This window comes from Streptomyces sp. NPDC051243, from assembly GCF_044455405.1.
Taxonomy (GTDB): domain Bacteria; phylum Actinomycetota; class Actinomycetes; order Streptomycetales; family Streptomycetaceae; genus Streptomyces.
The window spans coordinates 374,303-394,964 of record NZ_JBITES010000008.1 but is presented as its reverse complement, the minus strand read 5'-3'; the positions used below and the strand labels follow the sequence as shown (position 1 = coordinate 394,964).

Sequence of the window (20,662 nt, the reverse complement as noted above, 5' to 3'; positions counted from 1 at the left end):
CGGCTCAGCCCTCCGCCACCACCACCGCCGACGCCACCCCGGCGTCATGGCTCAGCGAGACATGCCAGGACCGTACGCCCAGTTCGGCCGCCCGGGCCGCCACCGTCCCCGTGACCCGCAGGCGGGGCCGGCCGCTGTCCTCGACGAAGACCTCCGCGTCCGTCCAGAGCAGGCCCGCGGGCGCGCCCAGCGCCTTCGCGAGGGCCTCCTTCGCCGCGAAGCGGGCCGCGAGCGAGGCGACGCCCCGGCGTTCGCCGCTGGGCAGCAGCAACTCGCTCTCCAGGAACAGCCGTTCGGCCAGCCCGGGGGTGCGCTGCAGTGCCGCCTCGAACCTGTCGATCTCGGCCACGTCGATTCCGACCCCGATGATGCTCATGCCGAGCACCCTATGGGGCCTCGGAACAGGGTGCTCAAAAGAGTGACCCCGCCGCGCGGCACCCCTCGCACCGCAGGCCCCCACGCTTCCCTGTGCGCATGATGAGCGGACGTATCGCATGTCGGAGCATCGCCTTGGTGCTCGCTGCGGCCACCTTGCTGCCCGTCGGCAGCGCCCAGGCCGACCCGGCGCCCCCGGTCTCCGGACCACGGGTCGACCCGGAAGCCCTGGCTTCCGACCCGCAGGCCGACCTCGCCCCCTCGGCTTCCGGCCCGCTGGAAGACCCGGCGCCGCCGGCTTCCGGCCCGCAGGCCGACCCCGCACCCTCGGCTCCCGGCCCGCAGGCCGACCCCGCGCCCCTGGCCTCCGGCCAGCAGGCCGACCCCGCACCTCCGGCTTCCGACCCGCAGGCCGACCCCACGCCTCCGGTTTTCGGCCCGCAGGCCGAACTCGTGCCCGGCATCCCCCTGAACCCGCTCGCGCCACGGCAGACCGACACACCCGACCAGGCGCTGCCGCCCGAGGTGTACACACCCACCCCCGAGGAGGACGCCGTCGAGCCGCAGGACGCGGCGGACGGGGCGTTCGACCGCGTCGAGTACGTCCCTCGCGAGGAGGCCGCCGAGGACGTGGAGTGCACTGAGCGGACGGGGCCGCATCAGCGGCGGGTCGAGCGGTGGCTGAAGCTGGAGGCGGACGGGGAGCAGTCGGCCGCCGACTGCCGGGCCATCCGCGCCTTCCAGACCAAGCACAAGATCGAGCCCGCCAGCGGGTTCGCCGGGCCTGTGACATGGGCCACCATGCAGCTCGTCTCCGCCCGGAAGAACCCCAACGCCGAGAAGAAGTGCCCGGTGCGGATGTACCGGGTCGCCTGTGTCGATCTCGACCGGCAGCTGACCTGGGTGCAGAAGGGCAAGGGGGTCGTGTTCGGGCCGGTGCCCATCCGGAGCGGACGGGAGGGGTACGGGACGCGGACCGGGTGGCACGCGATCTACTGGCGGCACAAGAACCATGTCTCGTCGCTGTACCACAGCCCCATGCCCTACTCCCAGTTCTTCAGCGGCGGCCAGGCCTTCCACGGGGTCTACGGCAACCTCCACACCGCTGTCGGCTCCATGGGCTGCGTCAACATGACCCTGGACGACGCCCGGAAGCTGTGGGGGCTGTTGCGGAACGGCGACCGGGTGTTCGTGTGGGGCCATCGCCTGGAGGAGCAGGAGTAGGGGCAGGAGTAGGGCACGGGGCCGGCGTCCAGACGTAGCTCATGGGTCCGGCGCGGCGGCGCTGTCGGACCCCTCTGAGACACTGGGGGCGCGATGACAGAAACAACAGCCCTGCGAACCGCCCCGCTGCGCGCCCGCGCCGAGATCGATCTGGCCGCCCTGCGGGCCAATGTGCGGACCCTGCGCGCCCTCGCGCCCGGCGCGGCCCTGATGGCCGTCGTCAAGTCGGACGCGTACGGCCACGGGGCGGTGCGGTGCGCCCGCGCGGCCGTCGAGGCGGGCGCCCAGTGGCTGGGTACGGCCACGCCCGAGGAGGCCCTGGTGCTGCGGGCCGCCGGGCTGGACGGCGTACGGATCATGTGCTGGCTGTGGACGCCGGGCGGGCCCTGGCGGGAGGCCATCGAGGCCGATCTGGACGTTTCGGTGAGCGGGATGTGGGCCCTTCGGGAGGTCACCGAGGCCGCCGGGCAGGCCGGCGCCGCCGCGCGCGTGCAGCTCAAGGCCGACACCGGGCTCGGGCGGGGCGGCTGCCAGCCGGGTGACGACTGGGCCGAGCTGGTCCGCGAGGCCCTGCGGGCCGAGGCCGACGGACTGATCCGGATCACCGGGCTCTGGTCGCACTTCGCGTGCGCCGACGAGCCCGGGCATCCCTCCATCGCCGCCCAGTTGGACCGCTTCCGGGAGATGGTGTCGTACGCCGAGGAGCAGGGCGTGCGCCCCGAGGTGCGGCACATCGCCAACTCGCCCGCCACGCTCACCCTCCCGGACAGCCACTTCGACCTGGTGCGCACCGGGATCGCGACCTACGGCATCTCGCCCAGCCCCGAGCTCGGCAGCCCCGCCGACTTCGGGCTGCGGCCCGTGATGACGCTGTCGGCGTCCCTGGCGCTGGTCAAGCACGTGCCGGGGGGCCACGGCGTCAGTTACGGGCACCGCTACACCACCCCCGGCGAGACCACCCTCGGCCTCGTCCCCCTCGGCTACGCCGACGGCATCCCGCGGCACGCCTCCGGCGCCGGGCCCGTCCTGGTCGGCGGGAAGTGGCGGACGGTCGCGGGACGGATCGCGATGGACCAGTTCGTCGTCGACCTGGGCGGCGACGAGCCCGAGGCGGGCGCCGAGGCCGTCCTGTTCGGGCCCGGCGACCGCGGTGAGCCCACCGCCGAGGACTGGGCGCAGGCCGCGGGGACCATCGCGTACGAAATCGTCACCCGGATCGGAACGCGCGTTCCCCGCGTCTACAGGGATGCGTCCATGTGATGCGTTCGCTGTGATGCGGTCAGGTGACACGGCCCTGTGATGCTGCCACGCGGTATGTCTACGTGATTGTGGTCCTAGGAATGCGTGCGCGGGCATGCGTCCATAGGAGAGCGTCTATGTGAATGAGGAACGAGACGGGTAACCCGTAGGGCACACCGAACCGAACACCGGCACCATCGATCACCTACGCGACACAGCATCATCCACGCCACACAGCATCATCCACGTCACACAAGGCATCACCAGACCCAGCGAAGAGGAGCGGTACGTGAGCGAGAGCAGTGCGGAGGCCGCCGTCGCGGCCGTCGCCTCCGCCACGGGGGCGGCCGCGAACTGGCGCAGGGCGACCGGTATCGCCGGTGCGGCGATAGGCGTGATCGCGGCGGGCGCGGCGGCCGGCGTCGCCATAGAGCGGATGACGGTGGGCCGCGGCATGCGGCAGAAGGCCCGGCTCGCCCTCGATTCGGCGGGACCGTACGGATCGCTGCGCGGCACGCCCGGCAAGGCGCAGGCCGACGACGGCACGGAGCTGTACTACGAGGTCGACGACATCGACCCCGAGGCCGCCCCCGCCCTCACCCCGCGCCGCCGACGGCTCTTCGGCCGCAAGGCCCCCGCCCCCGTCACCGTCGTCTTCAGCCACGGCTACTGCCTCAGCCAGGACTCCTGGCACTTCCAGCGCGCCGCGCTCAGGGGCGTCGTCCGCACCGTGCACTGGGACCAGCGCAGCCACGGCCGCTCCGGGCGGGGCGTCGCCCAGACGCAGGAGGGCAAGCACGTCGACATCGAGCAGCTCGGGCGCGACCTGAAGGCCGTCATCGACGCGGCCGCACCCGAGGGGCCGCTCGTGCTGGTCGGGCACTCCATGGGCGGCATGACCATCATGGCGCTGGCCGACCAGTACCCGGAGCTGATCCGCGACCGCGTCGTCGCCACCGCCTTCGTCGGTACGTCGTCCGGGAATCTCGGCGAGGTCAACTTCGGGCTGCCCGTCGCCGGAGTGAACGCCATCCGGCGGGTGCTGCCGGGTGTGCTCAGGGCACTGGGGCAGCGGGCCGAGCTGGTGGAGAAGGGGCGCCGGGCCACCGCCGACCTGTTCGCGGGGATCATCAAGCGGTACTCGTTCTCGTCCCGGGACGTCGACCCGGCCGTCGCCCGGTTCGCCGAGCGGATGATCGAGGGGACGCCGATCGACGTGGTCGCGGAGTTCTACCCGGCCTTCGCCGACCACGACAAGACCGAGGCGCTCGCCCTCTTCACCGACATGCCGGTGCTCGTCCTGGCCGGGGTGGGCGACCTCGTCACGCCGAGCGAGCACAGCGAGGCGATCGCCGATCTGCTGCCGGAGGCCGAGCTGGTCCTGGTGCCGGACGCCGGGCACCTGGTGATGCTGGAGCACCCGGAAGTGGTCACCGACCGTCTGGCCGACCTGCTCACCCGGGCGGGTGCCGTGCCCGCAGGGGCTACCGTAAGTGGTTATGGAAGCACCAGCAGCACCGCGCAACGCGGGTGACATCGAGCTCACCGTCACTTCTCCCGACCAGATGCGGGAGCTGGGCCGCCGCCTCGCCAAGCTGCTGCGCGCGGGCGACCTCCTGATGCTCAGCGGGGAGCTCGGCGCGGGCAAGACGACACTGACCCGGGGGCTCGGCGAGGGCATGGGTGTGAGGGGCGCGGTCACGTCCCCGACCTTCGTGATCGCCCGTGTGCACCCCTCCCTCGGCGACGGGCCGCCGCTCGTGCACGTCGACGCCTATCGGCTGTCCGGCGGCCTGGACGAGATGGAGGACCTTGACCTCGACGTCTCGCTGCCCGAGTCGGTGATCGTCGTGGAGTGGGGCGAGGGCAAGGTCGAGGAGCTGACCGAGGAGCGGTTGCAGGTCGTGATCCACCGGGCGATGGGGGACACGACCGACGAGGTGCGGCACGTGACCGTGACCGGGCTCGGGGAGCGCTGGGCCGCGGTGGATCTGAGCGTGCTGTCCGCCTGAACCGGATGAACATTCCGACAAGGCGTCGGCAAGATATTGCGTTTGTGGTCTTGCGCGTGGTCACATGGTATCCAGTCCGTAGTTAGGTGTACCTAACTACGTCCGCCCCCGGCCCCAGGAGGCGTCCATGTCGGCTTCGGAGAACAAGGTCCAGCAGCGGCCGCAGGTCGTCGCCGGGGTGTCCATGCGTGATCTGCTGGCGGCCGGTGTCGCCGCGAAGGTGATCTCTACGCCACCGCGTGCTCCTGAGCCGGAGGCGGAGCGGGGGGCTGCGGGGCACGGGCATCGCGAAGCGGCTTAGCTCCGCTGGTGGGGCCGCTGCGGTAGTGCCGGGATGGTGTCGATGGTTGTCTGCGGCGCCGTTGTGGCTGGTCGCGCCCACGCGGCGGAGCCGCATATTCAGTACAGCCCCGCGCCCCCTTCAGGGCGTTGCCGAACCGTCTGCTGGGCTGTTACGGGATCACTGCCACCAGTCTGCCGATCGTCGCGAACTCCCACATCGCGTTGCCGTCCGCGCGGGACTCGCGGATGCCGCCCGTCTTCACCGTCGGGTCGGGCAGCGGGGTCGAGCCGTCCACGGCCGCGCTGAAGCCGATGGTGATGTCCTCCACCTCGGTGAAGCGGACGACGTGCTCGACGGGGGTGCCGTCGGTGCCGGTGATCGAGTTGGAGCGGGACGTCACCGAGTAGACGCCCGGCGCGGGGTCGACCGATCCGGGGGAGACGCGGAACGTGCGCTTGACCGTGTCGCCCTCACCGACCAGCCACACCCGGTCGCCGCCCACCGAGTACACGACCCGCACACCCGTACCGGAACCGGCGGGCAGCGCGGTGGGGTCCTTGCGGCCGTCGGGCGTGGCGGTACCCGCAATGGGTGAGCTCTTCGCATGCGGCCCGCCCAGTCCTTCCGGGGCGGTCGCCGAGGCCTGGTATGCGAGGAAGCCGACGGACGCGAGGGCCGCCAGGGTGAGCCCAGCCACGAATCCGGCGCTGCCGCTTGCCACCGTCGCCCACCTCGGTTGTTCGGTCGTATGTCGTGCTTTCGCTCGACCGTAGCAGTCACCCGGCGCCGGAACGGGGCGGCGCTTCCCGGGGCGCGAGCGCCGTAGGCTGTTTGCGTGCTCTTGCTCGCTCTGGATACCGCCACCCCCGCCGTCACCGTCGCGCTGCACGACGGCACGGACGTCATCGCCTCGTCGAGCCAGGTGGACGCGCGCCGGCACGGTGAGCTGTTGCTGCCGGCCGTCGACCGGGTCCTCGCCGAGGCCGGTGTGAAACTCGAGGCCGTCACCGGCGTCGTCGTAGGCATCGGCCCCGGTCCCTACACCGGACTTCGCGTCGGTCTGATGACCGCCGACACCTTCGGGCTCGTCCTCGGCGTCCCCGTGCACGGCGTGTGCACGCTGGACGGACTCGCCTACGCCGCCGACATCGAGAAGGGTCCCTTCGTCGTCGCGACCGACGCCCGGCGCAAGGAGGTCTACTGGGCGCGGTACGCCGACTCCCGCACCCGCCTGACCGACCCGGCCGTCGACCGGCCCGCCGACATCGCCGACCAGGTGGCAGGACTGCCCGCCGTCGGCGCGGGCGCGCTGCTGTACCCCGACACCTTCCCGGGCGCCCACGAGCCCGAGCACGTGTCGGCGGCCGCGCTCGCCGCTCTGGCCGCCGAGAAGCTCGCGGCGGGCGAGGAACTCCCCGCGCCCCGGCCGCTCTACCTGCGCCGGCCCGACGCCCAAGTCCCCAAGAACTACAAGGTGGTCACCCCCAAGTGACCGAGTCCGTGACCCCTTCCGTCACTCCGTCCGGTCCCGTGCTGCGCGAGATGCGCTGGTGGGACATCGACTCCGTGCTGGAGCTGGAGAAGGACCTGTTCCCCGAGGACGCCTGGTCCCGGGGCATGTTCTGGTCCGAACTGGCCCATGCGCGCGGGCCCGAGGCGACCCGGCGCTATGTCGTCGCCGAGGCGCCCGAACGGGTCGTGGGCTACGCCGGCCTCGCGTCGTCGGGGGACCTCGCCGACATCCAGACCATCGCCGTCGCCCGTGACCACTGGGGCACGGGGCTGGGCGGCCGTCTCCTCACCGAACTGCTGCGCGCCGCGACCGACTTCGAGTGCGCCGAGGTGATGCTGGAGTGCCGCGTGGACAACGTCCGCGCGCAGAAGCTCTACGAGCGCTACGGCTTCGAGGCGATCGGCTTCCGGCGCGGCTACTACCAGCCGGGGAACGTCGACGCGCTGGTGATGCGACTGACCACCAAATCCGACAGCGGCTCCGCCGCGGGTTCACCTTCCGTACAAGGAACCGAGACCAATGACTGACGAACCCCTCGTCCTCGGCATCGAGACGTCCTGCGACGAGACCGGCGTCGGCATCGTCCGAGGCACCACGCTGCTCGCCGACGCCGTCGCCTCCAGCGTCGACGAGCACGCCCGCTTCGGCGGCGTCGTGCCGGAGGTCGCCTCCCGGGCGCACCTGGAGGCGATGGTCCCGACCATCGACCGCGCGCTGAAGGAGGCCGGGGTGAGCGCCCGCGACCTGGACGGCATCGCGGTGACCGCCGGTCCCGGTCTGGCCGGCGCGCTGCTGGTGGGCGTATCGGCGGCGAAGGCGTACGCCTACGCGCTCGGCAAGCCGCTCTACGGCGTCAACCACCTGGCCTCGCACATCTGCGTGGACCAGCTGGAGCACGGGGCGCTGCCGGAGCCGACGATGGCGCTGCTGGTGTCCGGCGGGCACAGCTCGCTGCTGCTGTCCTCCGACATCACCTCCGACGTCCGCCCGATGGGTGCGACGATCGACGACGCGGCGGGCGAGGCCTTCGACAAGATCGCCCGGGTGCTGAACCTCGGCTTCCCCGGCGGTCCGGTCATCGACCGGTACGCGCGCGAGGGCGACCCGGACGCGATCGCGTTCCCGCGCGGTCTGACCGGGCCGCGCGACCCGGCGTACGACTTCTCCTTCTCCGGTCTGAAGACGGCGGTCGCCCGCTGGATCGAGGCCAAGCGGGCGGCGGGCGAGGAGGTTCCGGTGCGCGATGTCGCGGCCTCCTTCCAGGAGGCGGTCGTGGACGTGCTGACCCGCAAGGCCGTCCGCGCCTGCAAGGACGAGGGTGTCGACCACCTGATGATCGGCGGCGGTGTGGCCGCGAACTCCCGGCTGCGGGCGCTGGCCCAGGAGCGGTGCGAGGCGGCCGGTATCCGACTGCGGGTGCCCCGGCCGAAGCTGTGCACGGACAACGGGGCGATGGTGGCGGCGCTGGGCGCGGAGATGGTGGCGCGGGGCCGGCCGGCGTCCAGCTGGGACCTGTCGGCGGACTCGTCGTTGCCGGTGACGGATCCTCATGTGCCAGGGGACTTCGGGGACGAGGGCCGGGAACACGGGCAGGGGCACAGCCACGGGCACGGTCACGACCATGTGCACGAGGTCAGCAAGGAGAACCTGTACTCGTGACGGTCGCGTTGATGTGGGAGGCGCGGGCGGTTCCCGGGCGGGGCGAGGAGCTGCTCGGCTGGGCGCGGAGGCAGGAGCTGGCTGCCCGGCCCCTGCGCCGGGAGACGTTCCGGGCGCCGCAGGACCGGGTGCTCGTCATCACGTGGTGGGACGCCGGACTCGACGCCGAGCTGCCGGAACTGCCCGAGCCGGACGGCGAGCTGGTCACCCGGGCGGTGCATCGGTGGCGGTTCGAGCAGGTGGGGGAGGACTGAGCGGGGAGTACGACAGCTCCCAGGGCCTGCTCGCGATGTGGCCCCGCCACAGCAACCGGCCGTGCCTGCGCTCCCAGTGGGCGACCAGTGCGGCCTTTCCCGCCCAGCTCAAGGCGGACCCGAGCGGGAACACGATGACCCACGGCTCCCAGAGGAGGGCCACGGGCAGCGTCGGCACCAGGATGAACCAGAACATGCGCCGGCTGACGGGCTGGTCGTGCCAGAAGTCCTCGGGAGGCAGGGCGCGCTCGGGGTCGACCGGCACCGCGGCGTCGAAGTAGCGCACCTCGCTGACCCCCTTGATACGGGTGGCCTCCAGGAGCGTGAACACCGCCAGGAGGGCGACCAGGCCTCCGAGGTACAGCGCCGCCCTGCCGAACGGCGCGGTCGGGATCCCCCGCACGACGGCCACCGCCACCGCGCAGATGACGAAGGCGAGCAGCGCGGCCAGGGCAGCCCGCAGCTCGTGGTGCACCAACCTGTCCATCGTGTCCCCCCGTTGCTCCCCGTGCGCGGGAGCGGCCGGTTCACTCCGCCGCGGACACCTCCGTCCCGCACATGAGCCGGCGGTCCGTCCCCAGCACCCGCGTCGGCCCCGTCAGCGTCAGTCGCGTGGTGTGCCGCACGTCCGCGCTGGATGCCGCCAACCGCAGTTCCAGCATGCCGGGTTCGACCACCCTGCGGCCCGAACGGTCGGTGAACGACGACAGATCCGCATGGAAATGGAAGGTCACCCGGCTCGCCTCGCCGGGTGCCAGCTCCACGCGCTGATAGCCGATCAGCCGTACGTCCGGGCGGGTCACGGAGGCCACCGGGTCGTGCAGGTACAGCTGGACGACCTCCGCGCCCGCGCGATCGCCCGTGTTGCGGACGGTCACCGCCATGTCGTACGAGCCGTCCGTGCCGATCTCCGCATCCCCGGCCCCCGTGGCCTCCCACGCGAACGACGAGTACGACCGCCCGTGCCCGAACGCGTACAACGGCGTCGGGTCCAGGTTGCTGACCTCCCCCGCCAGCCCCAGCGGCGGCTGGAGATACGTCCACGGCTGCCCGCCGGGCACCCGCGGCACGCTCACCGGCAGGCGCCCCGACGGGTTGACGCGGCCCGACAGCACTCCCGCGACCGCTGGGCCGCCCTCCTCCCCCGGGAAGAACGCCTGGACGACGGCGGCCAGGCGCCCGTGCCAGCGGCCCAGCGCGTACGGGCGGCCGGTGAGGAGGACCAGGACCACCGGGACGCCGGTCGCCACCAGCCGGTCCAGCAACTCGCCCTGCGCTCCCGGCAGTTGGAGGTCCGTCACATCGCAGCCCTCGCCCGACGTGCCCCGCCCGAACAGCCCCGCCCGGTCGCCCAGTACCGCCAGGCACACATCCGCCTCCGAGGCCCGCGCCACCGCCTCCTCGAAGCCCGCCGTGTCCGGGTCCGAGACCCCGCAGCCCTCCGCGAACGTGACCTTGGCGTCCGGAAGTTCGGTGCGCAGCGCCTCCAGGACCGTCGGGATCTCGATGCCCATGGGCACCTCGGGGTGGTGCGTGAGGACGTGGGAGGGGAAGGAGTAGCAGCCCAGCATCGCCAGGGCGTCCGCCGCGCGCGGGCCGACGACCGCGATACGGGAGTCGGGGGGCAACGGCAGCGCACCGTCGGGGTTGTCCAGCAGGACCACCGACTCCTCGGCCACCCGGCGGGCCAGGGCGCGGTTCGCGGGGGAGTCCAGGTCGAGGCGCTCCGCAGGCGGCTCCGGGTTCCAGTCCTCGTCCAGGAGGCCCAGCTCGCACTTCTGGAGCAGCACCCGGCGGGCCGCCCGGTCCACCAGCTCCTCCGGGACCTCGCCCGCCCGTACCGCCTCCACCAGCGGTTTCCCGTAGCACTTCACGGTCGGGAGCTCCACGTCGATACCGGCCGCCAGCGCCGCGTGCGCCGCCTGTGCCGGGCTGCCCGCCACGCGGTGCAGCGTCTGGAGGAAGCCGATGCCGAAGTAGTCGGCCACGACGGTTCCGGTGAAACCCCACTGTTCGCGGAGGAGTTCGGTCAGCAGGGCCGGGTCCGCCGAGGCCGGCACGCCGTCCGTCTCGTTGTACGCCGCCATCACCGAGCGCGCCCCGCCCTCGCGCAGCGCCATCTCGAACGGCGGGAGGGTGATGTCCGCGAACTCCCGGACGCCCGCCCGGACCGGCGCCAGGTTGCGCGCGCCCGCCGAGGACGCGTACCCGGCGAAGTGCTTGAGCGTCGCGACGACCCCGGCCGACTCCAGGCCCCGGACGTAGGCCGCGCCGATGGTGCCGGTCAGATACGGGTCCTCGCCGATGGTCTCCTCCACCCGGCCCCAGCGCGGATCGCGTACGACGTCCAGGACCGGCGCGAGGCCCTGGTGGACGCCGACCGAGCGCAGGTCCCGGCCGATGTGCCGGGCCATCTCCTCGACGAGTGGCGGGTCGAAGCTCGCTCCCCAGGCCAGCGGTACCGGATAGGCCGTCGCCTGCCAGGCCGTGAAGCCCGCCAGGCACTCCTCGTGGGCCACCGCCGGGATGCCGAAGCGGCCGGCGTCGGCGATACGGCGCTGGGCGCGGGCCAATGCCTGCGCGCCCAGCGCCGGGTCCACCGGGGCGGTGCCGAAGGAGCGGGTGAGCTGGCCCAGGCCGTGGGTGATCAGCTCGGCCCAGTCGTAGTCGGCGGTCATGTCGTGCTGGTGCGGTGCGACTCCCTCGGCCCGTGCCTCGCCGTCCGTGGCGGCGCCCACCCACACGCCGTATAGCTGGGCGGTCTTCTCCTGAAGGGTCATCCGGGAGAGGAGGTCGTCGACGCGGGCGGCGGCGGGCAGGGCGGGGTCGCGCCAGGGGGCGGTGGTCATGAAACTCCTGTCGGGGCGATGGCCCACTCGCGAATGTTTCGTTGTTCACCTCGAATGTTCCGGGAACTTAGGGGCGGTAAGAAGGGTTCGTCAAGGGGGCGTGCAGGGATACGATCGCCGCCATGACAGCCCGTGAGCCCGCTGAAACCCGGACGGCAGAGTCGGAAAGCCGGTCGACCGAATCGGAGAACCGGTCGGTGACGTCGGTATCCCGGACGACCACGACCACGACCGCGGCGTCGACGACCGGCCGGTCCGCGCAGACCGCGACGCTCGCCGAGATCGCCCGCGAGGCCGGCGTCTCCGCGCCGACCGTTTCGAAAGTCCTCAACGGCCGCGCCGACGTCGCCCCGGCCACCCGCAGCCGCGTCGAGGACCTGCTGCGCGCCCACGGCTACCGGCGCCGCCGCGCCGAGGCGAGCCGCTCGCCCCTGATCGACCTGGTCTTCCACGAGTTGGAGAGCGCCTGGGCGATGGAGGTCATCCGGGGCGTGGAGAACGTCGCCCGGGACGCCGGGCTGAGCGTGGTGCTGAGCGAGAGCGCGGGGCGGCTGACCCCCGGGCGGACCTGGGCCGACCAGGTCGCCGCCCGCCGCCCGCACGGCGTGGTCCTCGTGCTGTCCGGCCTCGACGAGTCCCAGCGCGCCCTGCTGACCAGCCGCTCGATCCCGTTCGTGGTGATGGACCCGGCGGGCGACCCGGGCGCCGACGTGCCGTCCATCGGGGCGACCAACTGGCAGGGCGGCCTCGCCGCCACCCGGCACCTGGTCGAGCTGGGCCATCGCAGGATCGGCGCGATCACCGGACCGTCCCGGATGATGTGCAGCCGCGCCCGCATCGACGGCTATCGCGCGGCCCTGGAGACGGCGGGGCTGCCGGTCGACCAGGACCTGATCCGGCCCGGCGACTTCCACCACGAGACCGGCTACCGGCAGGGCCTGGAGCTGCTGCGCCGCCCGGACCGGCCGACCGCCGTCTTCGCCGGCAACGACCTGCAGGCGCTCGGGCTGTACGAGGCCGCGCGCGAACTGGGGCTGCGGGTCCCGGAGGACCTGAGCGTGGTCGGCTTCGACGATCTGCCGGTCACCCGCCTGGTGGGGCCGCCGCTGACGACCGTACGGCAGCCGCTGACGGAGATGGCGGAGGCGGCGGCGAAGCTCGTCCTCGACCTGGCGCGGGAGGAGGGGGCGCCGGTGGCGACGCGGGTGGAGCTGGCGACGAGTCTGGTGGTGCGCAGCAGCACGGGGGAGCCTCCGGCGGTTTAGCAGGGGAGGCGTGTTGTTGTGTTGACGGGTGTTTCGTACCGCCGCACACTGCACCGAAGCCAGTCGGTTGTTCAATCGAAACTTTCGAAGGCGCCCGCTGTGAGATCTCTGAGAGCCGGCGTGTCCCTGGCGGCACTCGTCACCTGCGCGCCGACCCACCCATGCGAGACCTCGCCGCCGCCAAGGGCAAGGTCATGGGCCGAGCTGGGCCGGTTGACGACCGACCACATCGCCACCGAGGTCGGCCGCTACAAGGGCAGGCTGGCCACCTGGGACGTGGTGAACGAGCCGTTCAACGAGGACGGCACCTACCGGCAGACCCTCTGGTACAACGGCCTCGACGCCGACTGCATCGCCCAGGCCCTCACCGCGGCCCGCGCCGCCGACCCGAGCGCCAAGCTGTACATCAACGACTACAACGTCGAGGGCGTCAACGCGAAGAGCACCGCCCTGTACAACCTGGTCAGGTCGCTGAAGGAGCGGGGCGTACCGATCGACGGCGTCGGGCTCCAAGCCCATCTGATCCTCGGTCAGGTGCCCTCGACCATGCGGCAGAACATCCAGCGGTTCGCCGATCTCGGCGTCGACGTGGCCATCACGGAGCTGGACATCCGTATGCAACTGCCCGCGGACGGCGCCAAGCTGACCCGGCAGGCCGCCGACTACAAGGCCGTCATGAACGCCTGCCTCGCCGTGTCCCGGTGCGTCGGCGTCACCGTCTGGGGCTTCACCGACTCCGACTCCTGGATCCCGGACACCTTCCCGGGGCAGGGCGCGGCGACGCCGTACGACGAGAACTACGCGCCGAAACCGGCGTACCACGCGATCGCCGAGTCGCTCGGCGGCGGCACGACGACACCGCCGCCCACGGACGCGTGCACCGCGGCCTACGCGAACTGCACGCAGTCGGGAGCGACCGTCACCTGTTCCAACGCCTCGTACAACGGTACGGTCCCGACGGCGGTTCGGTGACGTTCGGGTTCAACGGGTCGTGGAACGGGAGCAATCCGGTGCCGACGGTGACGCTGGGCTGAGACGGGCCGGAGAAGTCTGAGATTTTCCGAAGAAAACCTGGTCTGACGTTCCTGCCCGTAATAATTCGGACTTACGTTCCTCCCTGTGACTGGACGAGACGAGAACGGGGACGACGGCAGACGGACGGGCCGGCGGTCGAGGATGCTGAAGACCGCCGGCTTCGTCCTGGCGGGAGCCCTGGTGCTGGGCGTGGGGACGGCGGGCTGGGCCTACTGGCGCCTGAACGACAACATCACGAGCGTCGACATCGACAGTGCCCTCGGCGACAACCGCCCGCCCAGGGCGATGACGGCACCGCAGTCCGCGGCGTCCGCGTCGCCCCTGCCCACCGGGTCCCTGAACATCCTGGTCCTGGGGTCGGACTCGCGCAGTGGCGAGGAGAACCAGGAGCTGGGCGGCGGCAGCAGTACGGGTGCCCGCTCGGACACGGCGATGGTGGTCCACCTGGACGCCGGCCGCAGCGAGGCGACGGTCGTCAGCATTCCGCGCGACACCCTCGTCACCCGGCCGTCCTGCCCCCTGTCGTCGGGTGGCTCGACGGAGGCGGCGTACAACTCGATGTTCAACAGCGCGTACGCGGTCGGCGGCCCCGTCTGCGCGGTGAAGACGGTCGAGTCGATCACGGACATCCGCATGGACCACTACATCGAGATCGACTTCTCGGGCTTCGCGAAGCTGGTGGACGCGCTGGGCGGCGTCACGGTCACCACGGACGAGGACATCGACGACGAGGACAGCCACCTCCGGCTGGAGGCAGGCACGCACCACCTGGACGGGGAGCGGGCCCTCGCGCTGGCCCGCACCCGGCACGGCATCGGCGACGGCAGCGACCTGGGCCGCATCGGCCTGCAGCAGAAGCTGGTGAAGGCCCTCCTGGACCAGATCTCCGCCACCTCCCTCCTCACCGACCCGGCCCGGCTCTACCGAGTCGCCGACGCGGTGACGGGCAGCCTCACCACGGACACGGGACTGGACTCGCTCGGCGAGCTGACGAGCCTCGGGCAGAGTCTGGGCGGCCTGTCGTCGGACGCGGTGCGGACGGTGACGATGCCGGTGGTGCCGGCGCCGTCGGACCGCAACCGGGTGGTCGCCGAGGAGCCGGAGGCGGAGGAGCTGTGGGAGTCCCTGCGCTGAGAAAGAGCCGCTGAGAAAGAGCCGCTGAGAAAAAGCCGCTGAGAAAAAATCTTCGAAGAACTCCTGAGGGCGTGTCGATCCACGGGTCCGTCGATCGACGCAAGGTGTGAGAGGCCGGGAAGGACCCGGTCACCGACCCTGAGGAGTCACCATGCCGCGCTACCTGTCGCTGGTCCGGATCGACGAGTCCACCGCGCCCGCCGAGGGCCCCAGCCCCGAGCTGATGCAGCGCATGGGGGAGTTGCTGGAGGAGATCACCAAGGCCGGCGTGATGCTGGACACCGCCGGGCTCACGCCGTCGGCGCAGGGCACCCGCGTGCACTGGGACGGGGCGAAGACCTCCGTCACCGACGGTCCCTTCACCGAGTCCAAGGAAGTCATCGGCGGCTACGCGATCATGCAGTGCAAGGACAAGGCCGAGGCGCTGGAGTGGGCCTCGCGGTTCCTGAAGGTCCACGGGGAGGAATGGCAGGTCACCTGCGAGGTCCGGGAGATCGCCGAGGGCTGACCCGCCCTCCTTGGATCCACGGCCGTACGGGTGTTGCATGGTGGGCTGTGACCTCGCAGCCCACCCAGGACCGGCGCGGAGCCGCGGACGCGACGGCGACCGTCGAGACCGTCTTCCGCATCGAGTCCCCCCGCGTCATCGCCGCCGTCGCCCGCATGGTCCGCGACGTCGGCATCGCCGAGGAACTCGCACAGGACGCGCTGGTCGCCGCGCTGGAGCAGTGGCCGCGGGACGGAGTCCCCGACAATCCCGGCGCCTGGCTCATGGCCACCGCCAAGCACCGTGCCGTCGACCTGATCCGGCGCCGCGAGAACTACGCCCGCAAGCTGGCGGAGATCGGCCGCGACCTGGAGACGACGGCCCCGCCCGAGGAGCCGTCCGCCCTCCATGATCCCGAGGACATCGACGACGACCTGCTCCGCCTCGTCTTCACCACCTGCCATCCGGTCCTGTCGCCGGACGCCCGCATCGCCCTCACCCTCCGTCTGCTCGGCGGCCTGTCGACGCCGGAGATCGCCCGGGCGTTCCTGACCCCGGAACCGACCGTCGCCCAGCGCATCGTCCGCGCCAAGCGCACGCTCGCCACGAAGAACATCGCCTTCGAGGTCCCGTACGGCCCCGACCGCGAGGCCCGCCTCGGCTCGGTCCTCGACGTCATCTACCTGATCTTCAACGAGGGTTACGCCGCCACGGCCGGCGACGACTGGCTGCGCCCGGCCCTGTGCGAGGACGCGCTGCGCCTGGCCCGCGTGCTGTCGGGACTGATGCCGAAGGAGCCGGAGGTGCACGGTCTGACCGCCCTCCTCGAATTCCAGGCGTCCCGCACGGCGGCCCGCACCGGCCCGTCCGGGGAACCGATCCTCCTCAAGGACCAGAACCGCACCCGCTGGAACCGCATGCTGATCGCCCGCGGCATCAGGGCGCTGTCCCGCGCGGACGCCACGGCCACCGGCGCCCCCGGCCCGTACGCCCTCCAGGCGGCCATCGCCGCGTGCCACGCGCACGCGTACACGTACGAGGAGACGGACTGGAAGACGATCGCCACCCTGTACGGCCTCCTCGCCGTCCGATCCCCGTCCCCCGTGGTCGAGTTGAACCGGGCGGTCGCCGTGTCGATGGCCAAGGGCCCGGAGCCCGCCCTGCGGATCGTCGACGCGCTCGCCTCCGAACCCGCCCTGCGGGACTACCACCTGCTGCCGAGCGTGCGCGGGGATCTGCTCGCCCGCCTGGGCCGTACGACCGAGGCGCGGGCGGAGTTCGAGCGGGCGGCGGAACTGACGCGGAACGAGCGGGAGCGGGAGCTGCTGCTGCGCCGGGCCGCCGAGACCTCGTGACTCAGGCCGGCCGGCCCACCAGCATCGTCGGCGCCCCGGCCACCCTCGTCAGGAACACCGTCGCCGAGTTCGGCCCCTGAGGCCTGACCTTCTTGCGCAGTTCCTCCGGCTCGACGGCCGACCCCCGCTTCTTCACGGTCAGCGTGCCGACCTCCCGCTCGCGCAGCAGGGCCTTCAGCTTCTTGACGTTGAAGGGCAGTCGGTCGGTGATCTCGTACGCCGTCGCGTACGGCGTCGGCCGCGGCTCGTCCGCCGTGACGTAGGCGATGGTCGCGTCGATCAGCCCGCCGTCGAGCTGCCGGGCGACCTCGGCGACCAGATGGGCGCGGATGACGGCGCCGTCCGGCTCGTACAAGTACCGTCCGACGGGCCGGACCTCAGGGTCGGGAAGCCCTTCGGAGAGCAGCGTGCGCGGTCCCGGCAACAGCGTCGCCCGCACCGCCCCGGGCTCCGTCCCGAACCACAGCACCGCCTCCTTCACATCGCCGCCGTCCGAGATCCACTCGGCCTCGGCGTCGTCCGGGATCGCCTCGTGGGGAATGCCGGGGGCGATCTTCAGCGCGGCCCGCGGCGCCTTGCGAGCCGCCTCCACGGCCCACGACAGCGGCGGTGAGTAGGCCTCGGGGTCGAAGATCCTGCCGCGTCCACCCCGCCGCGCCGGGTCGACGAACACGGCGTCGTAGCCACCGGTGTCCACTCCGACGACGTCCGCCTCCCGCACCTCGACCAGATCCCCGAGCCCCAGCGCCTCGACATTCGCCCGCGCCACCGCCACCGTCACCGGATCCCGGTCCACGGCCAGCACCCGTACCCCGGCCCGCGCGAGCGCGATCGCGTCGCCCCCGATCCCGCAGCACAGGTCGGCGACCGAGCCGATCCCCAGCTCCGTCATCCGCCCGGCCCGGTACGCCGCGACGCTCGCCCGCGTCGACTGCTCGACCCCGTTCGGCGTGAAGAACATCCGGCCCGCGTCCGCCGCCCCGAACTTCGCCACCGCCCGCTGCCGCAACCGCGCCTGCCCGAGCGCCGCGGACACCAGCTCGGCGGGGTGTTCGCGGCGCAGCCGGGTGGCGACGGCGAGTTCGTCGGCGGGTTCGGTGTCGCGCACGGCGTCGAGTAGCGCGCGGCCCTCGGGCGTGAGGAGGGAGGAGAAGGAGGCGAGGTCGTTCACCGGGTCATTGTCGGCCAGCCGGTGGGCTGTTCGCTCACGCTCGCTCGTCCGCTCCCTGTGGGCCAGTCGGTGGATGGTCCGTCGCCCGGCGGCGGTGTCGGCCCGGCTTCGGGGCGGGTGGCTGCGAGGATCCGGCTCCATGCGAGTAGTAGGACAAAATGACAAAAGTCGCCGCAATGGGGCAGTCGTGGGGCGGGGCGATGCGGGGTGTGGCCGTGCGGCGTGTGGCGACGTGGGGCGTGGCGACGCTGGAGGTGGCGATGCGGCGTGTGGCGGCGTGGGGCGTGGCGACGCTGGAGGTGGCGATGCGGCGCGTGGTCGTGCGGCGCGTGGCGATGCGCTGCGTGGCGATGCAGGACGTGGCGACGCGTTGTGTGGCGATGCGGGTCGTGGCGACGCGGGGCGTGGCGACGCTGGAGGTGGCGATGCGGCGCGTGGTCGTGCAGTGCGTGGCGATGCGCAGCGTGGCGCTGCGGGGCGTGGCGACGCTGGAGGTGGCGATGCGGGTTCGCGTGGTCGGGCGGCGCGTGGCGATGCGCAGCGTGGCGATGCAGGACGTGGCGACGCGTTGTGTGGCGATGCTGGTCGTGGCGATGCGACGCGTGGCCGTGCAGTGCGTGGCGACGTGTGGCGTGGCGATGTGTGGCGTGGTGATGCGCGCGATGCGGCGCGTGGCGATGTGCAGCGTGGCGATGTGCAGCGTGGCGATGCACAGCGTGACGACGCAGGACGCGGCGATGCGGGGCGTGGGCAGCGGGCGGCCGGGCGTTCGCGAGTGTGTGCCGGTATCGCCTTCCTCGCCGTCGCCGCCATCGCCGCGGGCTGTGCGCCGCCCGGCGACGCCGGCTCGCAGGCCGGACTCCCGACCCGGGGCCGGCAGCCCCTCGAAGCCCCGCCTCCGGCCGGAACCGCGGACGGGGGCACCGCAGGTGCGGCCACGAGGGAACCCCACGCCAGGGACCTCCACGTCAAGGAGCCGCAGTCCATGGGCCCGCACACCCGGGACCCGCACGCCAAGGGCCCGCACGCCGAGGGTCCGCACGCCAAAGACGCCCCGCCCGAGAAGTTCCGGTCCGCCCAGGCCGCCCGCGCCGCCCGAGTCGCCGCCGCCAGACGCTGGCGCCTGGCCGAAGTGCCGCTCACGCCCCCGCCGCCCCCGGCCAGGAAGCCGGCGATCACCACCCGCGCGGGCTTCGAGGTCGCCGGGCACGAGGAGCTCGGCCTCCCGCCCGTCTTCACCACCGTCCCCACCAAGCAGAGGGTCGTCTTCCTCACCATCGACGACGGCGCCGAGAAGGACCCGGCGTTCCTGCGGATGATGAGCGACCTGCAGGTGCCGTACACCGCCTTCCTCAGCGACTACCTGATCAAGGAGGACTACGGCTACTTCGAGCGGATGCAGGCCAACGGCGTGGTCCTGAACAACCACACCCTTCACCACCCCTACCTCCCCGCCCTGTCCTACCTCCGCCAGAAGCACGAGATCTGCGGCATGCAGCAGGTGATCGAGGAGCGCTACGGCAAGCGCCCGCTGCTCTTCCGCCCGCCCTTCGGCAACTACGACCGGAACACCCTGCGCGCCGCGAAGCGCTGCGGCATCCGGTACGTCCCCCTGTGGAACGAGGAGGTCTTCGTCGACCGCTGGGACTACCGCGAGTGGGACCGGAGGATCCGTCCGGGTGACATCGTCCTCAGTCACTTCCGGGGCAGGGAGGACTGGAAAGGCACAATGCCCGACATGATCCGCCGATTCCTGAACAAGGTGACGGCCGAGGGGTATGCGGTGGCCCGGTTGGAGGACTACCTGTGAGGTCGGGGCGGGTTCCGGGGGTGCGGGCACTGGCGTCCCTCGTCACGGCGTACGCCCTGCTCACCGGCTGCGCCCAGGCGGCCGACCGGGTCGCCCCCGACAGGGCCGCACGGCCGAGCGGAACGTGGTCGCCACACGACGCACGGGCGAGCGGAACGTCGGCGCACGACGCACGGCCGGCGAAGGACCCGACGACCCCGGCACAGCCGTACCGCCGCTGGGGCCTGACCGCCCCACTGCCCGCACCCCCGGCCCCGCCCGCCCGGCGCCCGGTGCCCCGCGCGGGCGGCCCGCTGCCTGTCGTGGACCGCGTCCCCACCCGCGACCAGGTCGTCTTCCTCACCTACGACGACGGCGCCGAGAAGGACCCCCGCTTCGTCGACATGGTCCGTGAACTGCGGCTGCCCGTCAGCATGTTCCTCACGGACAGCGTGGTCGGCCCGGGCTACGGCCACTTCGCGCGCCTGCGCTCGGTGGGCGCGTCGATCCAGAACCACACCCTCGACCACGCCGCCCTGCGCGGACTGCCGTACGCGGGCCAGCGCGCCGAGATCTGCGGCCAGCAGAACAAGCTGCGCGCCCGCTTCGGCATCCGCCCCCGCCTCTTCCGCCCGCCCTACGGCACGTACGACGCCACCACCCTCCGCGCGGCGGCCGACTGCGGCGTGACGGCCGTGGTGCTGTGGCGCGCGGCGATGGAGGGCGACGGCGAACTGACGTACGCGAAGGGCCCCGGCCGCCTCCGCCCGGGTGACATCGTCTCCGTCCCTTCGGGTGAGCCGGCCGGGCTGAGCCTGAGAGAGCGGACGACCCGGCTGCTGCGGGAGATCCAGGGGCGTGGGCTGACGGTGGGGCGCCTGGAGGACTACCTGTAGTGCGGGCCTGCGAAGGCGCCGCCGCCGTGCGCCGCGCCGCCGCTGATTAGCAGTCCGCTTGACCGAGTGCTAATCACGGTCATAGTCTCAGGTCTGGCACTCCCCCCTGGAGAGTGCCAACA

At 72.3% G+C, this 20,662-nt stretch carries 20 protein-coding genes and 1 pseudogene; 16 read left to right on the top strand and 5 right to left on the bottom strand.

The genetic code is table 11. From position 1 onward, the window contains the following. Positions 1-4: 4 nt before the first annotated feature. On the bottom strand, positions 5-376 hold the full coding sequence (locus ACIBAG_RS22630) for a holo-ACP synthase (protein ID WP_399107298.1): 372 nt from the start codon (positions 374-376) through the stop codon (positions 5-7). Positions 377-513: 137 nt separating this feature from the next. Here ACIBAG_RS22630 and ACIBAG_RS22625 point away from each other — a divergent pair, with 137 nt between their 5' ends. The 5 genes from ACIBAG_RS22625 (at position 514) to ACIBAG_RS22605 (ending at position 5,151) form a co-directional block, all read left to right on the top strand. Beyond that, positions 514-1,599: a L,D-transpeptidase family protein gene (locus tag ACIBAG_RS22625; protein ID WP_399107297.1), complete on the top strand. Its 1,086-nt coding sequence runs from the start codon at positions 514-516 to the stop codon at positions 1,597-1,599. Positions 1,600-1,692: 93 nt separating this feature from the next. Beyond that, entirely contained in the window at positions 1,693-2,859 is a 1,167-nt protein-coding gene (gene alr / locus ACIBAG_RS22620; protein ID WP_399107296.1) for an alanine racemase, read from the top strand. A 268-nt stretch (positions 2,860-3,127) separates the two neighbouring features. Continuing rightward, a complete protein-coding gene (locus tag ACIBAG_RS22615; protein ID WP_399107295.1) occupies positions 3,128-4,372 on the top strand; it encodes an alpha/beta fold hydrolase in 1,245 nt (414 codons plus the stop codon). Then, positions 4,338-4,850 (top strand): tRNA (adenosine(37)-N6)-threonylcarbamoyltransferase complex ATPase subunit type 1 TsaE, encoded by a 513-nt coding sequence (tsaE, locus tag ACIBAG_RS22610; RefSeq protein WP_399107294.1) that lies wholly within the window; start codon positions 4,338-4,340, stop codon positions 4,848-4,850. Before ACIBAG_RS22615 ends, tsaE begins: the two co-directional genes overlap by 35 nt. A gap of 127 nt (positions 4,851-4,977) precedes the next feature. After that, complete coding sequence (locus ACIBAG_RS22605; RefSeq protein ID WP_399107293.1) at positions 4,978-5,151, top strand: hypothetical protein; 174 nt, start codon at positions 4,978-4,980, stop codon at positions 5,149-5,151. A 151-nt stretch (positions 5,152-5,302) separates the two neighbouring features. On the opposite strand, the gene ACIBAG_RS22600 is transcribed toward ACIBAG_RS22605, so the two are convergent. Continuing rightward, complete coding sequence (locus ACIBAG_RS22600) at positions 5,303-5,854, bottom strand: hypothetical protein (protein ID WP_399107292.1); 552 nt, start codon at positions 5,852-5,854, stop codon at positions 5,303-5,305. A gap of 114 nt (positions 5,855-5,968) precedes the next feature. On the opposite strand from ACIBAG_RS22600, the gene tsaB reads away from it, so the two are divergent. Genes tsaB through ACIBAG_RS22580 form a run of 4 tightly spaced genes read left to right on the top strand, consistent with a single transcriptional unit; the run spans position 5,969 to position 8,559 of the window. Beyond that, positions 5,969-6,625 carry a tRNA (adenosine(37)-N6)-threonylcarbamoyltransferase complex dimerization subunit type 1 TsaB gene (gene tsaB, locus ACIBAG_RS22595; RefSeq protein ID WP_399107291.1) on the top strand — a complete coding sequence of 219 codons (657 nt, stop codon included), beginning with the start codon at positions 5,969-5,971 and terminating at the stop codon, positions 6,623-6,625. A gap of 50 nt (positions 6,626-6,675) precedes the next feature. After that, positions 6,676-7,173: a ribosomal protein S18-alanine N-acetyltransferase gene (gene rimI / locus ACIBAG_RS22590; protein WP_399107374.1), complete on the top strand. Its 498-nt coding sequence runs from the start codon at positions 6,676-6,678 to the stop codon at positions 7,171-7,173. Beyond that, a complete protein-coding gene (tsaD, locus tag ACIBAG_RS22585; protein ID WP_399107290.1) occupies positions 7,166-8,305 on the top strand; it encodes a tRNA (adenosine(37)-N6)-threonylcarbamoyltransferase complex transferase subunit TsaD in 1,140 nt (379 codons plus the stop codon). The genes rimI and tsaD overlap by 8 nt, the downstream gene beginning before the upstream one ends. Beyond that, positions 8,302-8,559: a hypothetical protein gene (locus tag ACIBAG_RS22580; protein WP_399107289.1), complete on the top strand. Its 258-nt coding sequence runs from the start codon at positions 8,302-8,304 to the stop codon at positions 8,557-8,559. Before tsaD ends, ACIBAG_RS22580 begins: the two co-directional genes overlap by 4 nt. Here the strand turns inward: ACIBAG_RS22580 and ACIBAG_RS22575 are convergent. Together ACIBAG_RS22575 and ACIBAG_RS22570 are read right to left on the bottom strand one after the other, a co-directional pair. Next, entirely contained in the window at positions 8,510-9,046 is a 537-nt protein-coding gene (locus tag ACIBAG_RS22575) for a hypothetical protein (RefSeq protein ID WP_399107288.1), read from the bottom strand. The two genes, ACIBAG_RS22580 and ACIBAG_RS22575, sit on opposite strands and share 50 nt — an antisense overlap. A 40-nt stretch (positions 9,047-9,086) precedes the next feature. Beyond that, positions 9,087-11,408, bottom strand: a complete 2,322-nt coding sequence (locus tag ACIBAG_RS22570) for a glycoside hydrolase family 3 N-terminal domain-containing protein (RefSeq protein WP_399107287.1) — start codon at positions 11,406-11,408, stop codon at positions 9,087-9,089. A 122-nt stretch (positions 11,409-11,530) separates the two neighbouring features. Here ACIBAG_RS22570 and ACIBAG_RS22565 point away from each other — a divergent pair, with 122 nt between their 5' ends. The 5 genes and pseudogenes from ACIBAG_RS22565 (at position 11,531) to ACIBAG_RS22545 (ending at position 16,684) form a co-directional block, all read left to right on the top strand. Continuing rightward, complete coding sequence (locus ACIBAG_RS22565) at positions 11,531-12,673, top strand: LacI family DNA-binding transcriptional regulator (RefSeq protein WP_399107286.1); 1,143 nt, start codon at positions 11,531-11,533, stop codon at positions 12,671-12,673. Positions 12,674-12,871: 198 nt separating this feature from the next. Beyond that, a pseudogene (locus tag ACIBAG_RS22560) lies at positions 12,872-13,707 on the top strand (endo-1,4-beta-xylanase); the annotation flags it as partial. 142 nt (positions 13,708-13,849) lie between these two features. Next, positions 13,850-14,842, top strand: coding sequence for an LCP family protein (locus ACIBAG_RS22555; RefSeq protein ID WP_399107373.1), 993 nt, complete (start codon positions 13,850-13,852; stop codon positions 14,840-14,842). A 151-nt stretch (positions 14,843-14,993) separates the two neighbouring features. Then, positions 14,994-15,350, top strand: coding sequence for a YciI family protein (locus tag ACIBAG_RS22550; protein ID WP_126394316.1), 357 nt, complete (start codon positions 14,994-14,996; stop codon positions 15,348-15,350). A 47-nt stretch (positions 15,351-15,397) separates the two neighbouring features. Continuing rightward, complete coding sequence (locus ACIBAG_RS22545; RefSeq protein ID WP_399107285.1) at positions 15,398-16,684, top strand: RNA polymerase sigma factor; 1,287 nt, start codon at positions 15,398-15,400, stop codon at positions 16,682-16,684. 1 nt (position 16,685) lies between these two features. On the opposite strand, the gene ACIBAG_RS22540 is transcribed toward ACIBAG_RS22545, so the two are convergent. After that, the gene (locus ACIBAG_RS22540; protein WP_399107284.1) at positions 16,686-17,855 is read right to left on the bottom strand and encodes a methyltransferase domain-containing protein; all 1,170 of its coding nucleotides are present in this window, start codon (positions 17,853-17,855) and stop codon (positions 16,686-16,688) included. Positions 17,856-18,642: 787 nt separating this feature from the next. On the opposite strand from ACIBAG_RS22540, the gene ACIBAG_RS22535 reads away from it, so the two are divergent. Together ACIBAG_RS22535 and ACIBAG_RS22530 are read left to right on the top strand one after the other, a co-directional pair. Beyond that, positions 18,643-19,665, top strand: coding sequence for a polysaccharide deacetylase family protein (locus ACIBAG_RS22535; protein WP_399107372.1), 1,023 nt, complete (start codon positions 18,643-18,645; stop codon positions 19,663-19,665). 20 nt (positions 19,666-19,685) lie between these two features. After that, positions 19,686-20,540, top strand: coding sequence for a polysaccharide deacetylase family protein (locus ACIBAG_RS22530; protein WP_399107283.1), 855 nt, complete (start codon positions 19,686-19,688; stop codon positions 20,538-20,540). Positions 20,541-20,662: the final 122 nt, after the last annotated feature.